The sequence below is a fragment of the Bifidobacterium biavatii DSM 23969 genome (assembly GCF_000741165.1).
Classification (GTDB): domain Bacteria; phylum Actinomycetota; class Actinomycetes; order Actinomycetales; family Bifidobacteriaceae; genus Bifidobacterium; species Bifidobacterium biavatii.
Genome location: NZ_JGYN01000036.1, coordinates 1 through 20,896, shown reverse-complemented (window position 1 = coordinate 20,896; position 20,896 = coordinate 1). Strand labels below are relative to the sequence as shown.

At 64.3% G+C, this 20,896-nt stretch carries 18 protein-coding genes and 1 other RNA gene; 3 read left to right on the top strand and 16 right to left on the bottom strand.

Annotation, left to right across the window (positions count from 1 at the left end; translation table 11 throughout):
- Nucleotides 1–126: 126 nt before the first annotated feature.
- Nucleotides 127–840 (bottom strand): lysophospholipid acyltransferase family protein, encoded by a 714-nt coding sequence (locus BBIA_RS11725; protein WP_033492047.1) that lies wholly within the window; start codon nucleotides 838–840, stop codon nucleotides 127–129.
- 51 nt (nucleotides 841–891) lie between these two features.
- On the opposite strand from BBIA_RS11725, the gene BBIA_RS11720 reads away from it, so the two are divergent.
- Nucleotides 892–1,455 carry a hypothetical protein gene (locus tag BBIA_RS11720; protein WP_033492045.1) on the top strand — a complete coding sequence of 188 codons (564 nt, stop codon included), beginning with the start codon at nucleotides 892–894 and terminating at the stop codon, nucleotides 1,453–1,455.
- 128 nt (nucleotides 1,456–1,583) lie between these two features.
- On the opposite strand, the gene trpD is transcribed toward BBIA_RS11720, so the two are convergent.
- From trpD to hpf, 3 genes are all read right to left on the bottom strand, one after another.
- Nucleotides 1,584–2,630, bottom strand: coding sequence for an anthranilate phosphoribosyltransferase (gene trpD, locus BBIA_RS11715; protein ID WP_033492044.1), 1,047 nt, complete (start codon nucleotides 2,628–2,630; stop codon nucleotides 1,584–1,586).
- 206 nt (nucleotides 2,631–2,836) lie between these two features.
- Nucleotides 2,837–5,755 (bottom strand): preprotein translocase subunit SecA, encoded by a 2,919-nt coding sequence (gene secA, locus BBIA_RS11710; RefSeq protein ID WP_033492148.1) that lies wholly within the window; start codon nucleotides 5,753–5,755, stop codon nucleotides 2,837–2,839.
- A gap of 216 nt (nucleotides 5,756–5,971) precedes the next feature.
- Nucleotides 5,972–6,628, bottom strand: a complete 657-nt coding sequence (gene hpf / locus BBIA_RS11705; protein WP_033492042.1) for a ribosome hibernation-promoting factor, HPF/YfiA family — start codon at nucleotides 6,626–6,628, stop codon at nucleotides 5,972–5,974.
- A gap of 231 nt (nucleotides 6,629–6,859) precedes the next feature.
- Here hpf and rnpB point away from each other — a divergent pair.
- Nucleotides 6,860–7,223: RNase P RNA component class A (rnpB, locus tag BBIA_RS13550), an RNA gene on the top strand.
- Nucleotides 7,224–7,356: 133 nt separating this feature from the next.
- Here the strand turns inward: rnpB and BBIA_RS11700 are convergent.
- From BBIA_RS11700 to BBIA_RS11650, 11 genes are all read right to left on the bottom strand, one after another.
- Nucleotides 7,357–8,055 carry a regulatory protein RecX gene (locus BBIA_RS11700; RefSeq protein ID WP_033492040.1) on the bottom strand — a complete coding sequence of 233 codons (699 nt, stop codon included), beginning with the start codon at nucleotides 8,053–8,055 and terminating at the stop codon, nucleotides 7,357–7,359.
- Nucleotides 8,056–8,065: 10 nt separating this feature from the next.
- Nucleotides 8,066–9,280 carry a recombinase RecA gene (recA, locus tag BBIA_RS11695; RefSeq protein WP_033492038.1) on the bottom strand — a complete coding sequence of 405 codons (1,215 nt, stop codon included), beginning with the start codon at nucleotides 9,278–9,280 and terminating at the stop codon, nucleotides 8,066–8,068.
- Nucleotides 9,281–9,642: 362 nt separating this feature from the next.
- Nucleotides 9,643–9,888 carry a DUF3046 domain-containing protein gene (locus BBIA_RS11690; protein ID WP_033492146.1) on the bottom strand — a complete coding sequence of 82 codons (246 nt, stop codon included), beginning with the start codon at nucleotides 9,886–9,888 and terminating at the stop codon, nucleotides 9,643–9,645.
- A gap of 126 nt (nucleotides 9,889–10,014) precedes the next feature.
- Nucleotides 10,015–10,527, bottom strand: coding sequence for a helix-turn-helix domain-containing protein (locus tag BBIA_RS11685; protein WP_033492036.1), 513 nt, complete (start codon nucleotides 10,525–10,527; stop codon nucleotides 10,015–10,017).
- A 67-nt stretch (nucleotides 10,528–10,594) separates the two neighbouring features.
- Complete coding sequence (locus BBIA_RS11680; RefSeq protein WP_420796703.1) at nucleotides 10,595–11,149, bottom strand: CinA family protein; 555 nt, start codon at nucleotides 11,147–11,149, stop codon at nucleotides 10,595–10,597.
- 127 nt (nucleotides 11,150–11,276) lie between these two features.
- Entirely contained in the window at nucleotides 11,277–12,002 is a 726-nt protein-coding gene (gene pgsA, locus BBIA_RS11675; protein WP_051924032.1) for a CDP-diacylglycerol--glycerol-3-phosphate 3-phosphatidyltransferase, read from the bottom strand.
- Nucleotides 12,003–12,104: 102 nt separating this feature from the next.
- Complete coding sequence (locus BBIA_RS11670; protein ID WP_033492034.1) at nucleotides 12,105–13,112, bottom strand: Ppx/GppA phosphatase family protein; 1,008 nt, start codon at nucleotides 13,110–13,112, stop codon at nucleotides 12,105–12,107.
- An 89-nt stretch (nucleotides 13,113–13,201) separates the two neighbouring features.
- A complete protein-coding gene (locus BBIA_RS11665; RefSeq protein ID WP_051924035.1) occupies nucleotides 13,202–13,720 on the bottom strand; it encodes a DUF501 domain-containing protein in 519 nt (172 codons plus the stop codon).
- Nucleotides 13,721–13,815: 95 nt separating this feature from the next.
- Nucleotides 13,816–14,337 carry an FtsB family cell division protein gene (locus BBIA_RS11660; RefSeq protein ID WP_238548518.1) on the bottom strand — a complete coding sequence of 174 codons (522 nt, stop codon included), beginning with the start codon at nucleotides 14,335–14,337 and terminating at the stop codon, nucleotides 13,816–13,818.
- 277 nt (nucleotides 14,338–14,614) lie between these two features.
- Complete coding sequence (gene eno, locus BBIA_RS11655) at nucleotides 14,615–15,913, bottom strand: phosphopyruvate hydratase (protein ID WP_033492030.1); 1,299 nt, start codon at nucleotides 15,911–15,913, stop codon at nucleotides 14,615–14,617.
- A gap of 223 nt (nucleotides 15,914–16,136) precedes the next feature.
- Nucleotides 16,137–16,610: a GNAT family N-acetyltransferase gene (locus BBIA_RS11650; protein WP_033492140.1), complete on the bottom strand. Its 474-nt coding sequence runs from the start codon at nucleotides 16,608–16,610 to the stop codon at nucleotides 16,137–16,139.
- Between the two features lie 209 nt (nucleotides 16,611–16,819).
- Here BBIA_RS11650 and BBIA_RS11645 point away from each other — a divergent pair, with 209 nt between their 5' ends.
- The gene (locus tag BBIA_RS11645; RefSeq protein ID WP_033492028.1) at nucleotides 16,820–17,422 is read left to right on the top strand and encodes a hypothetical protein; all 603 of its coding nucleotides are present in this window, start codon (nucleotides 16,820–16,822) and stop codon (nucleotides 17,420–17,422) included.
- A 110-nt stretch (nucleotides 17,423–17,532) separates the two neighbouring features.
- Here BBIA_RS11645 and mfd read toward each other — a convergent pair.
- On the bottom strand, nucleotides 17,533–20,896 hold a 3,364-nt coding region (gene mfd / locus BBIA_RS11640; RefSeq protein WP_035138438.1), incomplete at its 5' end, for a transcription-repair coupling factor.

Below are 20,896 nucleotides of genomic sequence, written 5' to 3'. Positions count from 1 at the left end.
GGGCCGGACCTGGGAGTTTCCCAAGTCCGGCCCCTTATTCGTACATGTTCGTGCGCCCATATAGCCTCGACGCGTCCGGATGCGACGCATCAGGCAATCATCCAACGGCAGCCCCGGACGGACGAATCACCGTTCGGCGGAGGCATCCCCTGTCTGCTCGGCTTCGGCCTGCTCCTTGAGCCGCGCCTTGACCTTCTGCGCGTACTCGTCGACGTATTCCTGGCCGCTCATGGCCTGGATCTCGCGCGTCACGCGGTCGGTGAGCTCGCGCAGCTCGTCGTGCGTCACGTCAAGTTTCTTCGCCACCGGGATCGGTTTGCCGTAGATCACCTGCGTCTTGCCCTTGGCCGGAATCACCGTGCCGGGTTCCTGCAGTTCTCGAGAACCGATGATCGCGGTCGGCACGATCGGGCATCCGGTCTCGAACGCGAGTCGAGCCGCGCCCGTATGCCCCTTGTACAGCTTGCCGTCCGGGCTGCGCGTGCCCTCGATGTGAATGCCGAACAGGTGCCCGGCCTCGATGATTTCACGCGCGTGCTCGAGCGCGCCGAGCGACTTGGAACCGCCAGAACGGTCCACCGGAAACACGCCCACGGACGTGAACCACCACTTCTTGAACTTGCCCTTGATGCCCTTGCCTTCGAAGTATTCCGCCTTGCCCATGAAATGCACCATGCGCGGGCAGGTGATCGGAATGAGCGCGTCGTCGATGACGGCCAGATGGTTCGCCGCGATGATCGCGCCGCCGTGCCGCGGAATGTTCTCGCGGCCGGTCACGCTCGGCCCGAGCCGATGGCGGGCAATCGGACCGAACACCTTGACGAAGAACCAGTAGAGCATGGCGGCGCTCCTTTCCGACGGTTGGCTTTGCCGCTGATTACAGTAGTGCGTATGACTGACCTCAACAATAGCAACGGCGGCGACGAACGCCCAAACCCCACGCCGAATAACGGCGATGATCTGGATAGCGCGTGGGCCGCGTTTGCCGAGGCGCACGCGGACGATCTCAAGGACGTTGAGCAATCGCGCAACGCGAAGCGATTCGAACGCCATGCCCAGCGCAAGGAGAAGGAGGCGCTGCTGTCGGTCAATGATCTGGACAACGGCGTGTTCACCGACGATATCAGGCCGTTGAACCGGCGCGTGCGCGGTCCGAGAGACAACACCAGTTCCAGCTGGCTGGACACGGACGACGTGATGGACCGCTACGGCGACGACTTCACGCCGCCGAACCCCGAGATCGGACCGATCAAGCCCGCCAAGCTCGTGTTCTGGATTCTGCTCGTGGCCGGCGTGGCCGGCGTGATCGCCAGCGTGTTCATGCCAGCGCTGGCGGCGCTGCTGGGCACGGTGTTCGGCGCATGCGCCGTCATTGGCGCCGCCGGTCTCATCGTGCAGCACAAGGGGCACACGCAGACGCGCAACGGCTATACCGACGACGGGGCGCGCGTATAAACGCAGGAACGCCGGTTGAATCATCCCAACGATGGGAGGATCCAACCGGCGTTCCTTTATCTCAAGATCTCAAGCCCGTTTCGCGCGCATTCGCCGGCGCGATCGGAGCAACGGATATGCCAATCGGCTCACGCCTTGCTCTTGGCGGTGGCGATCCACCGGTCGAGCAGCGCCTGCGCCTTGCCGGAGTCGACGGTACGCTCGGCCAGCGCATACGCTTCCTTGAACCGCTCCCCCAGCGTGCCGTCGCCGACCAGATGGCCGTCGGCCACGATCGCGGACGCGGCGTTGAGCAGCGCGGTGGCGCGCGCCGGAATGTCCTTGCCGACCACGAAGTCGCGGAACGCCGCGGCGTTGACCTCCGGTTCGCCGCCCTTAAGGTCCGCGACGTCGATCTTCGCCAGTCCGAGTTCGACGGTCGGGTCGAATTCGGTTTCCGTGACCTTGCCGTCGCGGATCTCCCACACGGACACCGGGCCGGTGGGAGCCAGTTCGTCCATGCCCTCGTGCGAGGTGTACACCATGCCTGACTGTCCGTTGGCCGCGTAAACGGCGGCCATGATCGGGCTCATGCGACGGTTCGCGCAGCCGATGGCGACGTGCGCGGGCTTGGCCGGGTTGGTCAGCGGACCGAGCACGTTGAACACGCACGGAATGCCGAGTGCGGCGCGGATCGGGCCGACGAAGCGCATGGCCGGGTGGAACGTGCGCGCGAACGCGAACGTGATACCGACCTCGTCGCCGACCTCGCCCACGGCTTCAGGCGACAGTCCCAGCGGCAGGCCGAGCGCCTCAAGCACGTCGGCGGCGCCGCACTTGGACGATGCGGCACGATTGCCGTGCTTGACGATCTTCACGCCGGCCGCGGCCGCGGCGACCGAGCCCATGGTGGACAGGTTCACCGTGGCGAAACCGTCACCACCGGTGCCGACGATGTCGGTGGTCTCACCGGACACCTTGAGCGGCACGGCATGGGCGACCATCGCCTTGGCGGCGCCTGACACCTCGTCGGCAGTCAGACCGAGCTGCTGCTGCATGGCCAGAGCCGCGCCGACGGCGGCCGGATTGGCGTTGCCCTGCATCAGGTCGTCGACGAACCACTCCGATTCCTCCGCACTCAGATGGTCTCCCCCGACCAGCTTGGTGAGAATCGACTTCCATGTGATCTCTGCCATGATGCCTCCTTGGCGCCTCGCGCCGCTGTGTGTGTTGTCGCCGCTTATTGTAATGGCCCGCCGTTTCGGCGAACATGATCTTCCATATAGCAAAATGCCGTTCGGCTTCCGTTCCAGACAAGAAAAGGCTCCCCTGAGGGGAGCCTTTCGTCATGAGTCACGAGGGAACGGGGCCCGATCAACGAGACCCGTATAGGACTCGTGCGTCACTGCTCATTCTGGCCATGGCACATCTTGTACTTGCGGCCCGAACCGCACGGGCACTGCGCGTTCTTCGGCGTGCCCGGGAAGGTGCGGCCGTCCGCCCACGGCGTCTTGAGCTCTTCGCTCTTCGGACGCTTGCTGGCAGGCACCTTGCCTTCGGCGTGGCTGATCGGCGCGGGGCCGACCACGACCGGAGCGGACGCCTCGCCGGCCTCGGATTCCTTCGCGGCCTCGGCTATGGCGGCGGCCTGCTCTTCGTCGACCTCGTTGTTCTCGTCCTCGCTCGGCTCGGACATGACGGACGACGCCTCGTCGGCGGCCTCGCCTTCGGTTTCGGCGTTGTCAATGCCAAGCGCGGCTTCGGCCTGATCGACGGCCTGGTCCTCGTCGGATTCAGTCGAAACATCCTCGGTGCGAGCGACCTGCTCGACGTCCACATGGAAGAGCAGCTGGACGCTTTCCTCCTTGATGGCTTCGATCATGGAGTTGTACATCTGGTAGCCTTCGCGCTGGTATTCGACCAGCGGATCGCGCTGGCCCATGCCGCGCAGGCCGATGCCGTCCTTGAGGTAGTCCATCTCGTACAGGTGCTCGCGCCACTTGCGGTCGAGCACGGCGAGCACGACGCGGCGTTCGAGCTGGCGCAGACCCTCAGAGCCGACCTTCTCCTCGAACTTGGCGTACTCGGCCTTGATCGTCTCGACGATCTGATCGCGCACAGCCTCGACGGCCTTCTCGCCCTTAGCCTTGCCGGCGGCGTCCTTGGCGGCCTCCACGTCGAATTCGATCGGGAACACGGTGCGCAGGGCCTTGAACAGGCCGTCCCAGTCCCAGTCCTTCGGCTTTTCGGAGCCGTTGTTAGCACCCTTGATGTAGCTTTCGACGGTGTCGGCGAAGAAGCGCTCGATATCCTCGTGGATGTCCTCGCCCTGCAGCACGGCCTGGCGCTCGGAGTAGATGACGGTGCGCTGCTTGTTCATCACGTCGTCGTACTTGAGGACGTTCTTGCGGATCTCAAAGTTGCGGGATTCCACGGCCTTCTGCGCGGTGCGCACGCCCTTGGAGACGCTCTTGGACTCGATCGGCTCACCCTCCGGCATGCCCTTGGCCATGACGCGGGCGACGAGCTGCGTGTTGAACAGGCGCATCAGGTCATCTTCCAGCGACAGGTAGAAGCGGGACTCGCCCGGGTCTCCCTGACGGCCGGAACGGCCGCGCAGCTGGTTATCGATACGGCGGGACTCATGGCGTTCGGTGCCGAGCACGTACAGGCCGCCAAGCTTCTTGACTTCCTCGTGCTCGTCCTTGACCTGCTCCTTGATTTCGGCGAGGGTGCCCGGCCAGCGCTTCTCGTACTCGTCCGGCGTGTCCTCCGGCGAATAGCCTTCGGACTTGAGCTTGGCGTCGGCGAGGAACTCGACGTTGCCGCCGAGCATGATGTCGGTACCACGGCCGGCCATGTTGGTGGCAACGGTGACGGCGCCCTTGCGACCGGCGACGGCCACGACGGCCGCTTCCTTCTCGTGCTGCTTCGCGTTGAGCACCTGATGCGGGATCTTCGCCACGTCGAGCAGCGTGGAGACGATCTCGGAGGATTCGACGGACGCGGTGCCGAGCAGCACCGGCTGGCCCTTGTGATGGCGCTTGGCGACGTCCTTGACGATGGCCGCCAGCTTCTCCTTCTTGGTACGGAAGATCAGGTCGTCCTGGTCGACGCGGATCATCGGCCTGTTGGTCGGGATCGGCAGCACGCCGAGCTTGTACGTGCCCATGAACTCGGCGGCCTCGGTTTCGGCCGTACCGGTCATGCCGGCGAGCTTGTCGTACATGCGGAAGTAGTTCTGCAGCGTGATGGTCGCGAAGGTCTGGTTCTCGGCCTTGACCTCGACGCCTTCCTTCGCCTCGATGGCCTGGTGCAGGCCCTCGTTGTAGCGGCGGCCCGGCAGGATACGGCCCGTGTGTTCGTCGACGATGAGCACCTCGCCGTTGGTCACGACGTAGTCGCGATCGCGCAGGAACAGCTCCTTGGCCTTGATGGCGTTGTTCAGGTAGCCGATGAGCGCGGTGTTGTTCGGCTCGTACAGGTTGTCGATGCCGAGGAAGTCCTCGACCTTGGTGATGCCCGGGTCGAGGATGCCGACGACCTTCTTCTTCTCGTCGACCTCGTAGTCCTCGTCGCGGGTCAGCTTCGGCACGAGGCGCGCGAACTGGCGGTACCAGCGGGTTACGTCGCCTTCGGCCGGACCGGAGATGATCAGAGGCGTACGCGCCTCGTCGATGAGGATGGAGTCGACCTCGTCGACGATGGCGAAGTGGTGGCCGCGCTGGACGAGCTCGCTCTTCTCCCATGCCATGTTGTCACGCAGGTAGTCGAAGCCGAACTCGTTGTTGGTGCCGTACGTGATGTCTGCGTTGTACTGCTTGCGGCGCTCCGGCGGCTTCTGGTCGGTGATGATGCAGCCGACCGACATGCCGAGGAAGCGGTAGATGCGGCCCATGAGCTCGCTCTGGTAGCTTGCCAGGTAGTCGTTGACGGTGACGACGTGCACGCCCTTGCCCTCGAGCGCGTTGAGGTAGCTCGGCAGGGTGGCGACCAGGGTCTTGCCTTCGCCGGTCTTCATTTCGGCGATGTTGCCCCAGTGAAGCGCGGCGCCGCCCATGAGCTGCACGTCGAAGTGACGCTGGCCGAGCGTGCGCTTGGACACCTCGCGCACGGTGGCGAACGCCTCGGGCATGATGTCGTCGAGCTTCTTGCCGTTGTCCAGCTGCTGCTTGAACTTGGCCGTCTGGCCCTTGAGCTCCTCGTCGCTGAGGGCGGAAATCTCGTCCTCGAGGGCGTTCACCGCCTTCGCCACGCCTTCGAGCTTCTTGATCTGACGGCCTTCGCCCATGCGAAGGGCCTTGTCAACGATATCTACCACGTTTTGCTCCCTGTAGAGTTTGTTACCGTAAACGAGCATAGCCCAACCTCGTGCAAGTCGGGCACAAACTTCGTTCATAATACGCGGACACGCCGATTTTCGCCGGGAATGTCCGCATTTTACGCATAAAAGAACCCGCGTGGCGGACACGCCCCACGCGGGTCTGTATCTCATTGCCGTGCTGGCATTATCGCCGCCGCACGGTTTGCGTTTGTGTTACTGCACGTTCTCCGGGGTGTCGATCTCGAACACGCCGTAGCTCCAGCCGTGACGATGGTAGACGACGGACGGACGGCCGGTTTCCTTGTTAACGAACAGGAAGAAGTCGTGGCCGATCAGCTCCATCTCGTACAGGGCCTCGTCGATGGTCATCGGCTCGGCGATGTGCAGCTTGCGGCGAATGACGATCGGGGTATCGCCGACCTGGACCTCCACCGATTCGCCCGGGCCAAGGTCGGACGCGACCGCGGCGGCGGGGCTGTTGTTCGGCTCCTCCTCCGGAACCTCCTCTTCGGCTTCGGGCTCGACCACGCCCATGTCAACCGGGACCGGGTTCGTGTAGCCGCGACGATGATCCTTGCGGCGGTCGCGCGTGCGGCGCAGACGGAGCGTCAGCTTGTCCAGCGCCATGTCGAGCGCGCTGAATTCGTCGGTGCTCGACGCTTCGGCACGCACCACGGTGCTGCCCGCGATGACGGTGATTTCCACGCGCTTGGCCGTGTCGGCCTGACGCGGGTTGCCCTCGTGCGTCAGCACGATCTGCGCGCGCTGGGCGTCCGGAGCGATAGCGGTCACACGATTCATCTTGCTTTCGACGACATCACGGAACCTCTGCTTGACTTGCGTGTGGCGTCCGGTAACGACGATTTCCATGTGGACCTCCTATACTCAAGCGGTGTTGCCCGCTATTTGCGGTCCGGCGGCGACTTCGCCGTCGGTACGTTTTATTGTAGCCGAATGATCGGTGAACATTGGGGAACTCGCCCGAAGAAAAATGGGCGTTTTCCGCGTGTTGCATCAACGATTCCGGGTTTGTGGGAATTTGTCCCACATCAGCCAGTCGATCCGCCGGCGCCGGCGTGCCGTCGTGTATAGTGGTGCGTTTGAGACCCCCTGACGACCGCGGTTCGGATTGCCGGACTGAGGAACTTCCGGGCTCCGCAGAGCACGATGGCGGATAACGTCCGCCCAGGGTGACCTGAGAGACAGCGCAGCAGAGAACAGACCGCCAGCTTCGGCTGGTAAGGGTGAAACGGCGGTGTAAGAGACCACCGGGCCGCTGGCAACAGCCGGCCGCATGGCAAGCCTCATCGGGAGCAAGGCCAAGCAGAAGGCGCTTGAGGGCTGCTCGCCCAATGCCTTCGGGTAGGCTGCTAGAGCTTGGCGGCGACGCCAAGTCGAGATGGATGGTCGTCCGCGCCGCGTTCGCGCGGCGTGACAGAACCCGGGGTATAAGGGGTCTCAATTACTTTCATTGCGATGCACGCGCGCATGCCGGACGACAATGTCCGCGCGCGGGCATCCCGCATATGGGAAAGCCGCAACTCAATGACGCGTCATGTCGGCGAATGCATCATGGCTTGTCCGGCCAACGGCATGAACTACAGCAATTCCTGTGCGACACGCCGGAGCGTGTCGGGATTGTGCCCTTTGCGCCCACCTGCCGACCAAAAACGGCGACGGCGCCGCTCAGGCTCCATTCCCTCCGTTTTCTCCGCGTACCGGCGGCCCAGTTCCCAAGCCGCCTCTTCGAACATGCCTTCGGCTTCGGCCTGCGCCACGACCTGTTGGGCCATGGCTCGATCCACGCCGCGCCTGGACAGCTCCATCAGCGCTCCCCTGCCGCCCATAAGCCGGCTGACGCAGTACCGCACCGCCGAGCGGGCGTATGCTTCGTCGTCAATCAGATGCACCTGCCGGAGCCGCGCAATGACGGATTCCGCCACATCAGCGTCATACCCCCGGTCGGCAAGCTTCTCCCGCAGCGTTCCCGAGGAGCGCGGCGCGGCGTCCAGCAGACGCAGCGCCGCCTCTCGGCAGGCGTCCGCGTCCGACGGGTCATTCGCCTCATGCGCGGCCCATGACGAACGTGACGTCGAACGAGACGTCGAATGGGAACGACGGGACCGGCCGAAACGGCGACGGCCGTCATCGCCCCGACCGTCCCGGCTTGCCGTCCGAACGCCATCGTCCGACTCTTCGATTCCCACGGTAACAGTCGCGTCCTCCGCATTGCCCGCGTCGGCCGCCATCGCCGGATCGGCCGGATGCCGACGCAGGAATTCGTCAACGCTGATCATCGCCGAACACTCACGCCTTGCTGCCGGAAACGGCACCCTTGGCGGCCTCCGAAGCCGCGGCGGTCTTGTCCGCGGCCTTGTCGGCCTTGGCCGACGAACCGGTCGCCTTGGCGGCTGCACCCGCATCCTTGGCGTCACCGTCGGGCTCGTCGCCGGCGCCTTCCGCGAACTGGTCTTCGGCGGGGATCAGGCCGAACTCTACCTTGACCTTGTTCTCGATCTCGTGGGTGACGTCCGGATTGTCGCGAAGGAACTTACGCACGTTTTCACGTCCTTGGCCGAGCTGGTCGCCGTTGTAGGTGAACCACGAACCGGACTTCTTGACCACGTTGCACTGCAAGGCCATGTCGAGCACGGATCCTTCGGTGGAGATGCCCTCGCCGTACAGCACGTCGAATTCCGCGGACTTGAACGGCGGGGCCATCTTGTTTTTCACGACCTTGACCTTGGTGCGGTTGCCGATGGCGTCCTCGCCGTTCTTGATAGTCTGAATGCGACGGATGTCAAGGCGCACCGAAGCGTAGAACTTCAGCGCCTTACCTCCGGTGGTGGTCTCCGGGCTGCCGAAGAACACGCCGATCTTCTCGCGCAGCTGGTTGATGAAGATGGCCGTGGTACCGGCCTGTGCCAGAGCGCCCGTCATCTTGCGCAGCGCCTGGCTCATGAGTCTGGCCTGCAATCCGACGTGGCTGTCGCCCATGTCGCCGTCGATTTCCGCCTTCGGCACGAGGGCCGCGACCGAGTCGATGACGATGACGTCGAGCGCGCCGGAGCGGATGAGCATGTCGGCGATCTCCAGCGCCTGCTCGCCGTTGTCGGGCTGGGAGACGATCAGCGAGTCGGTGTCGACGCCGAGTTTGCGCGCGTATACGGGGTCGAGCGCATGCTCCGCGTCGATGAAGGCCGCCACGCCGCCCGCCTTCTGCGCGTTCGCCACCACGTGCAGCGCCAGCGTGGTTTTGCCGGAGGATTCCGGACCGTAAATCTCGACGATGCGGCCCTTGGGCAGGCCCCCAATGCCCAATGCCATGTCAAGCGCTAGCGATCCGGTGGGGATGACCTCGACGTTCTGTTCGGGTCGATCGCCCAGCCTCATCGCCGAGCCTTTGCCGAAGCTTTTCTCCACCTGCGCGAGCGCCGTGTCCAGCGCCGCCTGCCGGCGGGGATCGATGCCGGGCTTTGCGTCGGACGTCTTTTTCGCCGCCGCGCCTGTCTGCTGTGCCATGATCTGCTCCTTATGTGTCGTGGTCGTCGGGTTCACCGCTCACGGTATGGGCATGTCCGCCCGTCACGCAAGCCGAATCGACCCCTGTGGTCGAACACTTCGCCGCCGGGCGTGTCGCGCAGCCACTCAGGCCTTGCGGCGCAACGCTTCCCAGTCGTTCCGCCGGAGGCAATCCGCGCAGGGCAATGAACCGTCACTGTGGATAACCATACCCCATATGACGAACATTTGTTCGAACCGCGTGTCTTGTTGCCAACACCAACGACAACCGATCGCCTTCTTCATCCAGCAACCGGACAATCTGCCGATCCCCCCCCCCAGCCCAAACCCTTCCGCAGCAAGTCCGCCGCAATCACACGGATTCACCGATCGGAGAACCCGACCGGCAGCGGCGGTGCGACATGGTCGTCGCCCCATCGGCGCGAATCAGGCACATCCATCTGATCACACAACACGTTCCACACCACGCGCGGCTGTTCCCCGGCGGCGAGCGCCTCGACCGCGGTCATGCCGCCTAGCCGGGACAGCCCCTGATCCCGCGCGAGGCTTTTGCCGTATCCCCGCCCGAACACTTCCTCGAGCAGCTGCCAGAATTCCCGTTCCTTCACGATGCCCCAGTGTACCGCCAACAGCTACGTGCGGCGTTCCGGCATCACGCGAATGCGGCCCGCAACCGTCCACAGGACAGTCACGGGCCGCATGAAAATTCGCCGCCAGTCCCCACGGGCCGAACGCTACGCCTCCACCGAGTCCAAGTAGTCGGCGACCATGCGCAGCATCTGGGCGGTGCTCACACCGAGCGATTCGGAAATCGAGCTGAGCAGCTCGGAGCTGGCCTCCTTCTGCCCGCGTTCAACCTCGGACAGATAACCAAGGGAGACGCCAGCCTTTTCGCTGACCTCACGCAGGGTCTTGCGGTCGCGCGTGCGCAGTTCGCGCAGCACATGGCCAATGGCTTCGCGCAGCGACACATCGTGTGCATCCGCCGTCGTGTCGCGCACCGTGCGGGAAGCGCTCCTGACGCGCGTTTCCGAATCCTCTTCCTGCCACATGCGGCTCAGAGCCGCCTTGCGCTCATCCTTGGCCTTCTTAGCGGCGCGAGCGGCCAGCACCTGCTGCTGGGCGAACATCACCGCCCTGCGCTGCACCGGCGTCAGGTCGCGCATGCGCGCGCTGCCCGGACGGGCCGCCACCGGGCTGAGTTCCTCGACATTGATCGTTTCTGCGCTGCGGGTCATCGTTTCCATCGCAACCCTCCTTAGGTGCTCGTAACCGTTTCGTGATTCCACTAACTACAACACCCAAGCCGCGCCATTATTCCTGAGAACTTGCTGTAAATAGGCTCAAGTTTTCCAAAACGCGCATGACCGTGAGCCGACGCACCTGCTCGCGGGTGCCGCTCAGCCGCAGTTCCTTCCACACTTCGCGGCCGTGTCCGTCCGCGTCGAGGGCGCCCGGCAGCGCAAGCCCGATGTAGACCAGCCCGGCCGGCTTGTCGCCGTCGGGTCCCGGCCCCGCCACACCGGTGGTGGACAGGCCGATGACGCGGTCGCCGTATTCCTGCTGCGCGTACAGCCGGGCGGTCGCCGCGGCCATCTGCCGGGCGACTTCGGGATGCACCGCGCCCTCGCGCTCCAGCAGGCCGCGATCCACACCCAGTATGGACGCCTTGGCCCGAATGTCGTAGGTGACCGCGGAACCGAGGAACACGTTGGACGCACCAGGGATGCGCACGAACGCGTCAGCGAGCAGGCCGCCGGTCAGCGATTCCGCGGCCGCGATCTTCAGCCCGCGCTCCTCGCAATAGCGCAGGATATCCGCGGCGAGGCCGTCGCAACGCCGCGTCACGTCGTCATCGATCATCATCATTCTCCTTCAACAAAAATCCCTCCCGCTTTGGACGGGAGGGTCAAACTGAGCGTCAGGCGTCAGAGCGACGCCAAGGCAACGTTACGGCACTATGAGCGCCGTCACGGGCGACGCCACGCACGCAACGTCACTTGCTTTTCGTCGAGGCACCGGACGCGGCTTTCCCGGACTCAGCCTTGCCGGCGGCATCGTTCGCGCCGCTCTTGCCGCCCTTGCCGTGGCCGAACGTGTTGACCAGGTACACGCCGCCCGAGTACAGGCACAGCACGAGCGCCACGTAGATCATCAGGTAGGTGAGGAACAGGTAGACGGTCAGCCACATCGGGTTGTCGCCGGATCCGCCGGCGAACTGCCAGAACGGCAGAAGCAGCATGGCAAGGCCGATGCACTGGAACAGCGTCTTGAGCTTGCCCGGCCACGCGGCGGCAATGACCTTGCCGCCCGTGTCGATCACGAAGAAACGCATGACGGTAATGCCGACCTCGCGCAGCAGGAACAACGCGACGACGACCCAGCCGAGCACGGTCGGGCCGAGTTCACCGAACGCCGCGGCCACCACGAGCGTGGCGCACGTAAGCAGCTTGTCGGCGATGGGATCCATGAGCTTGCCGAGTTCGGTGACCTGGTTGAACGTGCGGGCCATCCAGCCGTCGAGCTTGTCGGTGGACGCGGCGACGATGAACAGGATCGCGGCCGCCCAGCGCATCGCGTAATTCTGCGCGCCCCACGGGCCGGCGGCGATGTACAGGCCGAGGAAGATCACGACCAGCACGATGCGCGAGTAGGTGACCAGGTTCGGTGGCGCGTTCCAGCCGTCGAGCAGCGACGGCTTGGCGGATTCTGTGGTATCCATCTTTTCCATACTGTTCACGTTACCCCCACATTCATACGTTGCATGACCATTTGCCGGGAACATCCGGTGAAAACGGTGGGAACGACAAGGGCCCGCCGCGCGTCAGGCCGCGAGCAGCCGGCGTCCGTAGTCAAGCACGATGCCGTCGAGCAGTCCGTGCTCGCTGGCGACGAACGTGTCGATCTTCTCGCCGTGGTCGGCCAATGCCGCCTCGGACACCTTGGCAAGCACGCGGCTCCACACGAGCGCTCCGCCGCCCACCACGTCGATGCGTCCGGGGTGGATGGTCTTGTATTCGGCGCGTTCGGCGCGCGTCATGCGCAGGAAGCGGTCGTCAACGGCGTAGGCGTCCTCGTAGCGCACGCGCACGCCGTCCACCGCGCGATGGTCGTATTCCTTGAGTCCCAGCGTGAGTGCGGTCATGGTGGTCACGGTGCCGGACACGCCGATGATGGTACGCGCTCTGCCTGCGGGGACCGTGCAGAACGCCTTGTCGATGTGTTCGTCGATGTCGGCGACGGCCTCGTCGATCTGCGCCTGCGTGGGCGGGTCGGCGTGCAGGTGGCGTTCGGTCATGCGCACGGAGCCGATGTTCATCGAGAACGCGGCTTCGACCTTGGTGTCCGGCGCGTGCACGCCGTCGCCGCCGAGCACGAGTTCGGTGGAGCCGCCGCCGAGGTCCACGACCAGGAACGGCGCGGCGAGGTCGCGCGGAACCACGCTGGTGGCGCCGAGGAAGCTCAGATCGGCCTCTTCGGTGCCGGGGATCACTTCGGGACGCACGCCGAGGATGGATTCGATGCCGTCTTCGAATTCCTCACGGTTGGCGGCGTCGCGCGTGGCGGACGTGGCGACGAAACGCAGGCCGTCAACCGGATGATCGGCGAGGATGCCGGCGAATTCGCGCGCGGCCGCATAGGCACGTTCGAGCGCCTCGTCGGCGAACCGGTGCGTTTTGTCGACGTCCTGTCCGAGTCGGATGACGCGCAGCGTGCGCGGCACGATGTCGTGCATGCCGTCGACGTCGACGCGCGCGATTTTCAGACGGATGGAGTTCGTGCCGCAGTCGATGCCGGCCACGGTCACGGAACGCTTGACGGGTTCGCTCATAATGTTCCTCTCCCCTGCCTTGATGCCGTATGGTGTTCCGTATTCGATGATATGACGGTTGCCAGCGTGGTTCGTCCAGCTTGTCCGGTTCAGTCCTCGACCGAGCAGCGGCAGACGGTCGGGCTGAATTCGCCCACGATGCGTTCCAGCGTCAGGTCGCCAATCGGGTTGACGCCAGATCCCATAACGAGCGTCTGCGCAAGCAGCGCGTGCAGGCATTTGACGCGGGTCGGCATGCCGCCGGCGCTGGTGTCGGCGATGTGCTCCTCGCTGTCGCCAAGTCGCAGCGCGAGTTCGTGGCGGAACGCAAGATAGCGCAGGTGCGCGTCGTGATACGCGTCGCGCACGGATTCGTCGGATGCGAGCAGCTCGTTGTACTCGCGCATGCCGCCCTCGGCTTCGACGTGCGACGCGGCCTTCACGGCTTCCGGACTGGTCAGGTAGCAGGTAGTGGGGAACGGGATGCCTCCCGGCAGCATGGGACGCGTGATCACGGCCAGCGGGCGTCCGCATGCGCAGCGTGCGCCGACGGCGACCATGCCGCGCGGGTAGCGCCCCAGCTGGCGTTCAACAATGGCGATGTCCTCTTCGTTGGCCGGTTCGGCCATGCAGCGGTCCACGAGCGCTTTGGCGGCGTCGGCGAACGGTGCAAGGGCATCGGCATTCGTTCCAGTATCGGTCGTCTGTGCGGTGTTCGTTTCGGTCATTGGTCCTTCTTGCTGTCGTTGGTCGTGTCCGTCGTCGCGGTGTCCGTCTTGTCCCGGTTCGTCTGATTCGTCTTGCCTGATTGCGTGCTGGCGGATGAGTCCGCGTCGGAACTGTCCGCTTTTTCTATCGAATAGGCCAGTTCACTATACCAAGGCAGGGTTTTCTTGTCCGAATCGGTGTGCGAGGAGGTGTCGCTGTCGCTTTGCGTCTTGCCGGTGACCGCTTCGGGATGGAGCACGGTGACCGCCTGCTCGCCGGGAAAAACGAAGCCGAGCCGTTCGCGAGCCTGTGCGGCGACGTATGCGTCGTCGTTCCATCGGGCGATGCTGTTTTCCAGTTCCTGCTTTTTGGCGATGAGCGCGGCTTCCTGCCGTTTGAGTCCGTTCAGCTCGGACAGGTCGATGGCGTACGTGTACAGCGTGGACAGCAGTTGGATGGAACCGAGCGCGACGATGAACAGCGCGACGAAGAATACGATCGGACCGCTGCTGCGCGTTTTTGCTTTGGGACCGGACACACCGCGCGTACGACCGGAACGCGTGCGGGACGCCGTTTGCTTCGTAGCTCTCGAGTTTTTGGCTGATTTCGGCGATGTTCTCAATGGTTTTGCTGTTTTTTCTGATCGTGCCGATAGTGACGGTTTCGACGCCTTTCCGGAGTTGCCGGACTGTTCCCGGGCGGATCGTGAACTCATAGGCAATAAAAATACCCGCCGCATTCGACTGGGGAATGCGGCGGGCGTCAAACGATCACCGGAGCGTCACACAGCCAGGTGCCGTGTCACGCGGTCCGACTCACTTGGCGATGTACTTCTTGCAGGCCTTGAACGCGCTGTAGCCGGCGTACTTCGCGGTGGAGCCGAGCTCGTCCTCGATCTCGAGCAGACGGTTGTACTTGGCAATACGCTCGCCACGGGCCGGGGCACCGGTCTTGATCTGGCGGGTGTTCTTGGCGACCGCGAGATCGGAGATGGTGGTGTCCGGGGTCTCGCCGGAACGGTGGGAAACCATGGAGGTGTAGCCGTTCTCGGTGGCCAGCTCGATGGCGTCGAGGGTCTCGGTGACGGAACCGATCTGGTTCAGCTTGACCAGCAGGGAGTTGGCGGCACCCATGTCGATGGCCTTGCGCAGGCGGGCCGGGTTGGTCACCAGCAGGTCGTCGCCGACGAACTGGAGACGATCGCCGAGACGCTTGGTGATCTCAGCCCAGTCTTCCCAGCCTTCCTCGTTGAACGGATCCTCGATGGAGACGATCGGGTACTCGTTGATGAGGTTCTCGTAGTAGTCGAGCATGTAGGCGGACTCGCGATCCTCACCATCGAAGTGGTACTTGCCGGTCTCCTTGTTGTAAAACTCGGAGGAGGCGACATCGAGGCAGATACCGATCTGCTTGCCCGGCTCGTAGCCGGCGGCGGAGATGGCGTCCATGATGTACTTGAGGGAGTCCTCGTTGGACTTCATCTTCGGCGCGAAGCCGCCCTCGTCGCCGAGGCCGGTGTTCAGGCCTTCCTTCTTCAGGACGTTCTTAAGGGTGTGGTAGACCTCAACGCCGGCCTGCAGGGCCTCGGAGTAGGTGTTGAAGCCGTACGGGGAGATCATGTACTCCTGGATGTCGGTCGCGAAGTCAGCGTGAGCACCACCGTTCATGATGTTCATGTTCGGAACCGGCAGAATGTGGCCGTTGGTGCCGCCGATGTAGCGGTACAGCGGCTCTTCGGCGGACTCAGCGGCGGCGTACAGGGCAGCCAGGGAGACACCGAGGATGGCGTTGGCGCCCAGACGGCCCTTGTTCGGGGTGCCGTCGAGCTCGATCATCAGGTCGTCGAGAGCGCGCTGGTCGGAGGCATCCATGCCGATGACCTTCGGAGCGATCTCCTCGTTGACGGCCTTGACCGCGTTCAGAACGCCCTTGCCGCCGTAGACGGACTTGTCGCCGTCGCGACGCTCCCAAGCCTCGGCCTCACCGGTGGAGGCACCGGACGGAACGAGGCCCAGACCCTGGGCGCCGTCCTCGGTGTCGAGCACGACCTGGACGGTCGGGTTGCCACGGGAATCGAGAATCTGACGCGCGTACACGCTTTCAATAGCTGCCACAACTACTCCTTTAACGTATAGGTTGTGATGACAGCCTTAAGAATACCGGGTTTGATGGACGAGACGCAAGGGGATGCGACACGAAAATGTGAGCGCTCACATCGTTGTGACGACACCGCATTCAGGCTTCATCCGACGTTCAACGCGCATTCATCCGCCCGGTAGACCGCCGTTCATTCCGGGCCGAGCGCGGCCGGCCGTACTCGGCCCGCCGCCGACGCCGCTACAGGATCTGCTCCATACCCACCTTATACGGCTTGAGCCCCATGCGCTCGTAGAACGCCTGCGCCCCGGGGTTGCACGACCACACGTTGAGCGTCACGTTGTAGCAGCCGGCACCCCGCGCGAAATCGAGCACATGCCGGTACAGCGCGGTGCCGACGCGCCGGCCGCGCGCCGCCTCGTCCACGCAGATGTCGTCGATGTACAGCGTCGTGATATCGGTAAGAATATGACTGTCGGCATGACGCTCGAACACGCAGAACGCGTAGCCGTACAGCGTCTCGTCGTCGTCCGCAAACGCGCCGAACACCGGCGTCTCATCATTCGAGACGATCCCCGTCAGCTCGTCGTCCGTGTACTTGGTCACGCCGGTGTTGAACAGGTCCGGACGACCCCGGTGATGCACTTCCAGCACCTCGCGCAGCAGCTTGTGCAGCTGCGGAATGTCGCGCGCCTCGGCGCGGCGGATACGCATGCCGGCCGCGGCAAGCTGCGGTTCACGGCCGTCGACGTTTCCGACTCTCTTATTGATCACGTCATCATTGATCACGTCATCAGGTTCGTTGCTCATAACCGTTCAGTGTAATGCGCGGCATTACGGACGCTCGCTTCGGCACGTCGACCGGCGGACAATAGAAGACAGGAAAGAACCCATACCGGGTTCCGCGGGACAAAGGAGTCGTCATGAACAACCTCACCGCACATTCGTCGCGCATCATCCGTTCCGTCGCAGCACTGACCGCGATGTTGCTGTGCACGGGACTTGCCGGCTGCGGCGCACCGTCCGCCACGCCGTCGCAGACCGGCACGGCCACCGACAGCACATGCAAGGGACGCGATTCGCAGACGCAATACGATTGGCCGTGGTACGACTCGATCGAGGATCTGACGGCGTCGTCCGACCGGATCGTCTACGCACGCATCACCTCATGCGCCAAGCCGCCTACGCGGGATACCGGCTATGACACCACGATCAAGGCCGAGGTGCTCGGCACCATCAACGGCAACGACGCGGATTCCACGGACGGACTGCCGCAATCCGGAGACGTCATCAGCATGCACGGCTATACCGCTTCCGGCTCCGGCGCAGGCAAGCTCACCGTCGGCGGCGAGTACGTGTTCTTCCTTTCTTACCACGACGGCACATACGCGCAGCTGACGCCCGCGCTCAGCACGTTCCCCGTCACCGACGCAGTCAAACGCGAGCCGGCCGCCTCCGCGAACGCAGATGGCTCGCTCCGTCTCACCGACGACATTGCGGCCCGACTCGGCCTGACCGGCGCCTGACCGCGACGGCAATCTCCACGAGACGCCGCTTTGTCCGACGCCGGCGGTCCTGCAATTTCGGACGGCCTGCGGCCGCGCCTTGCTGACTCGCCTGTCGGCTCGCACAACGCCTACAAACGGCTCTGCCGTTTGCTTGACGGCGTTGTCCACGCGAAGTCGTTGAGGAGGTCGCTGGTCCAGTCCATAACCATTTCGCCGCTCATGGGGCCGCTGCCGAGCGAGCCGGCGAAGGGGGCAGGGATCAGGTACGTGTGCGTGAGCGCACGGTACTGGGCTCCCTTGTAGATGCGGTTGATGCGCATCTGAATCGACTCGGGCGGGTCGATCTTGCCGACGCGCACGTTCCTGCCCTGCGCGATGATCTCCGAAATGCCGAGTTTGCGGGCCTTCATGCGCAGCCTGGCCACGCCGAACAGCGTCTCGAACTCCTCGGGCAGCTTGCCGTAGCGGTCCGTGAGTTCCTCCGCCAGTTCGCGCAGGTCGTCCTCAGTGTGGGCGGCGGCGAGCTTGCGGTACGCTTCGAGTCGCAGCTTGTCGGAGTCGATGTAGTCGACCGGAATCGACGCTTCGATCGGCAGATCGATGGTCACCGCCAGTGGTTCGACGCTCTGCTCGGGTGCCTTGTACGCCTCGACCGCCTCCGAGACCATGCGGATGTACAGGTCGAAGCCGACGCCTTCGATGTGCCCGGACTGCTCGTCGCCGAGCAGGTTGCCGGTGCCGCGCAGTTCCAGGTCCTTCATGGCCACGTCGAAGCCGGAGCCGAGCGCCGTGTTCTGCGCGATGGTGGCAAGACGGTCGTGCGACTGCTGGGTCATCGGCTTGGTTGGATCGTACAGGAAGTACGCGTACGCGCGCTCCCGTCCTCGGCCGACGCGTCCGCGCAACTGGTGTAATTGTGAGAGGCCGAACTTGTCGGCGTGGTCGACGATCAGCGTGTTCGCGTTGGAAATATCCAATCCGGTTTCAATGATCGTCGTGCACACGAGCACGTCGATGTCGCGATGCCAGAAGTCGCGGATGATCTGGTCGAGCTGCTTCTCACCCATCTTGCCGTGCGCGATGCCGACGCGCGCCTCGGGCACGAGCTCGTGGATCTTCGCCGCGATCTTCGAGATGTCCTGCACACGGTTGTGCACGTAGAACACCTGGCCGCCGCGCAGCAGCTCGCGCCGCACGGCCGCGGTGACCTGCGCGTCCTCGTACGCGCCGACATACGTGAGCACCGGCAGACGATCCTCGGGCGGGGTCGCGAGCGTCGACATCTCGCGGATGCCGGTCACGGCCATTTCGAGCGTGCGCGGGATAGGCGTCGCGGACAGCGACAGCACGTCCACGTTCGTGCGCAGCGCCTTCAACGTTTCCTTGTGCTCAACACCGAAACGCTGCTCCTCGTCGATGATGACGAGGCCGAGATCCTTGAACTTGATCTTCGGGTTGAGCAGCTTGTGCGTGCCGATCACCACGTCGACCGCACCGGATTCGAGTCCCTCGATCGTCTCGTTGATCTCCTTGGTCGTCTGGAAGCGGCTCATCGCCGCGACCGTGACCGGGAAACCCTCGTAGCGTTCGGTGAACGTCTCGTAATGCTGCTGGACGAGCAGCGTGGTCGGCACGAGCACGGCCACCTGTTTGCCGTCCTGGATCGCCTTGAATGCGGCGCGCACGGCGATCTCGGTCTTGCCGAAACCGACGTCGCCGCAGATCAGACGGTCCATCGGCACCGGCTTTTCCATGTCGGCCTTAACCTCGTCGATCGTGGTCAGCTGGTCGGCGGTCTCCTGGTACGGGAACGCGTCCTCCAGCTCCTTCTGCCACGGGGTGTCTGGGCTGAACGCAAAGCCGGGCGTACGCTGGCGAGCAGAATAGAGCTTCACCAGATCCTCGGCGATCTCGTGCACGTGCTTGCGCGCTTTCGCCTTGGTTTCGGCCCAATCGGAGCCGCCGAGCTTGTTGAGCTTGGGGACTTCCGCGCCGATGTACTTGCTGATCTGGTCGAGCTGGTCGGTGGGAATGAACAGCTTGTCGGCGGGCGCACCGCGTTTGCTCGGCGCGTATTCGAGCACGAGGTACTCGCGCGTGCTTTTGTTTCTGCCCGCGCCGATTTCGCGCTGTTTCATGCCAATGAACCGGCCGATGCCGTGCTGCTCGTGCACGACGAAGTCACCGGGCTTGAGCTCCATCAGGTCGATGGCCTTGCGGCGGCGTTTCGGCGTTTTCGCGACGCCGGCGGCGGACGAGCGGCCGGTCAGGTCGCGTTCGGTGAGCAGCGCGGTTTTGGCGGGTTCGTCGACGAAGCCGTCGATGGCCTGCGAGCGGATCACGTCGAACGTGGCGATGCCGGTTTCGTTGATCGCGCGCTTGAGCCTGGCGAGCGTGCCCTGCGCGGCGGCGGTGACGGTGACATGGTAGCCGGCGTCGATCAGGCCTTCGATGCCGGCCGCGGCCTTCGCCTCGTCGCCGCGGTATTCGCCGGGCGTGCGTGCGGACAGCTGCACGTGGTTCGGCATGCTCGCGTCCACACCGAAACTGGACAGTTTCCACACGTCGTGGCTGGAATACGCGAGCGCGCTGACCGTCTCCTCGAAGTCGAGGAAGCTGGCCTGATCGAACGTGATCGGGGCTCCCGCGCCGTGGCCGGATGCGGCGACGTGCCAGCTGGCGGCGAGGAATTCGTTCGCGGTTTTCGCGAGGTCCTCGGCGGCGCGGCGCAGTTTTTCCGGATCGGACAGCATGACGAGCGCATGCTGGTCGAACATGCCCGAGACGGGTTCCATGTCGTCGATGAGTGCCGGCATGAGCGATTCCATGCCTTCGACGGGAATCGCGTTGGCGATGGATTCGAGCATGTCATCGGCGTTGGGGATGCGGCCGATCAGGCTCTTCGCCCGGTCGCGCACGGCCTGCGTGAGCTGCAGTTCGCGGCAGGGCGTGGCCCAGATGGTCTTGATGCCGTCGCCGTATGTGCGCTGGTCGGAGGCATGGAATTCCCTGATCGTGTCGATCTCGTCGCCGAAGAATTCGATGCGCACCGGGTGCGGCGCCGTGGGCGGGAAGACGTCGATGATGCCGCCGCGCACGGCGAATTCGCCGCGGTCCATGACGAGGTCGACGCGCGTGTACGCGTTTTCGACAAGTCGTGCGGACGCCTCGTCGAGCGGCAGTTCCTCACCTTGCGTGAAGACGAGCGGTTCGACGTCGCCGAGTCCCTTGACGACCGGCTGGATGAGCGAACGAACCGGCATGACGAGGATGCGGATGGGACCGAACATGGGGTTGGACGCGTCCGGATGCGTGAGCCGGCGGAAGACGGCCATGCGGCTGGCGACGGTGTCGGCGCGGGGGCTGAGCCGTTCGTGCGGCAGCGTCTCCCACGCTTCGAGCTGCGTGATGTCGTTCGGGTCGCCGTCGTACCAGGAACGCAGCGACGCGACGGTTYCCTCGGCCTCGCGCCCCGAGGCGACGACGAGCACG

Excerpts from the sequence above, each read along its gene's own strand:
- hpf (WP_033492042.1), bottom strand. The coding sequence starts at position 6,628 with ATGGAAATCGTCGTTACCGGACGCCACACGCAAGTCAAGCAGAGGTTC.
- BBIA_RS11645 (WP_033492028.1), top strand. The coding sequence starts at position 16,820 with ATGAACAACCTCACCGCACATTCGTCGCGCATCATCCGTTCCGTCGCA.
- BBIA_RS11725 (WP_033492047.1), bottom strand. The coding sequence starts at position 840 with ATGCTCTACTGGTTCTTCGTCAAGGTGTTCGGTCCGATTGCCCGCCAT.
- BBIA_RS11700 (WP_033492040.1), bottom strand. The coding sequence starts at position 8,055 with ATGATCAGCGTTGACGAATTCCTGCGTCGGCATCCGGCCGATCCGGCG.
- BBIA_RS11670 (WP_033492034.1), bottom strand. The coding sequence starts at position 13,112 with ATGAGCGAACCCGTCAAGCGTTCCGTGACCGTGGCCGGCATCGACTGC.
- BBIA_RS11685 (WP_033492036.1), bottom strand. The coding sequence starts at position 10,527 with ATGGAAACGATGACCCGCAGCGCAGAAACGATCAATGTCGAGGAACTC.
- recA (WP_033492038.1), bottom strand. The coding sequence starts at position 9,280 with ATGGCACAGCAGACAGGCGCGGCGGCGAAAAAGACGTCCGACGCAAAG.
- pgsA (WP_051924032.1), bottom strand. The coding sequence starts at position 12,002 with ATGGATACCACAGAATCCGCCAAGCCGTCGCTGCTCGACGGCTGGAAC.
- BBIA_RS11665 (WP_051924035.1), bottom strand. The coding sequence starts at position 13,720 with ATGGCCGAACCGGCCAACGAAGAGGACATCGCCATTGTTGAACGCCAG.
- BBIA_RS11680 (WP_420796703.1), bottom strand. The coding sequence starts at position 11,149 with ATGATGATGATCGATGACGACGTGACGCGGCGTTGCGACGGCCTCGCC.
- BBIA_RS11650 (WP_033492140.1), bottom strand. The coding sequence starts at position 16,610 with ATGCGTATCCGCCGCGCCGAGGCGCGCGACATTCCGCAGCTGCACAAG.
- BBIA_RS11720 (WP_033492045.1), top strand. The coding sequence starts at position 892 with ATGACTGACCTCAACAATAGCAACGGCGGCGACGAACGCCCAAACCCC.
- trpD (WP_033492044.1), bottom strand. The coding sequence starts at position 2,630 with ATGGCAGAGATCACATGGAAGTCGATTCTCACCAAGCTGGTCGGGGGA.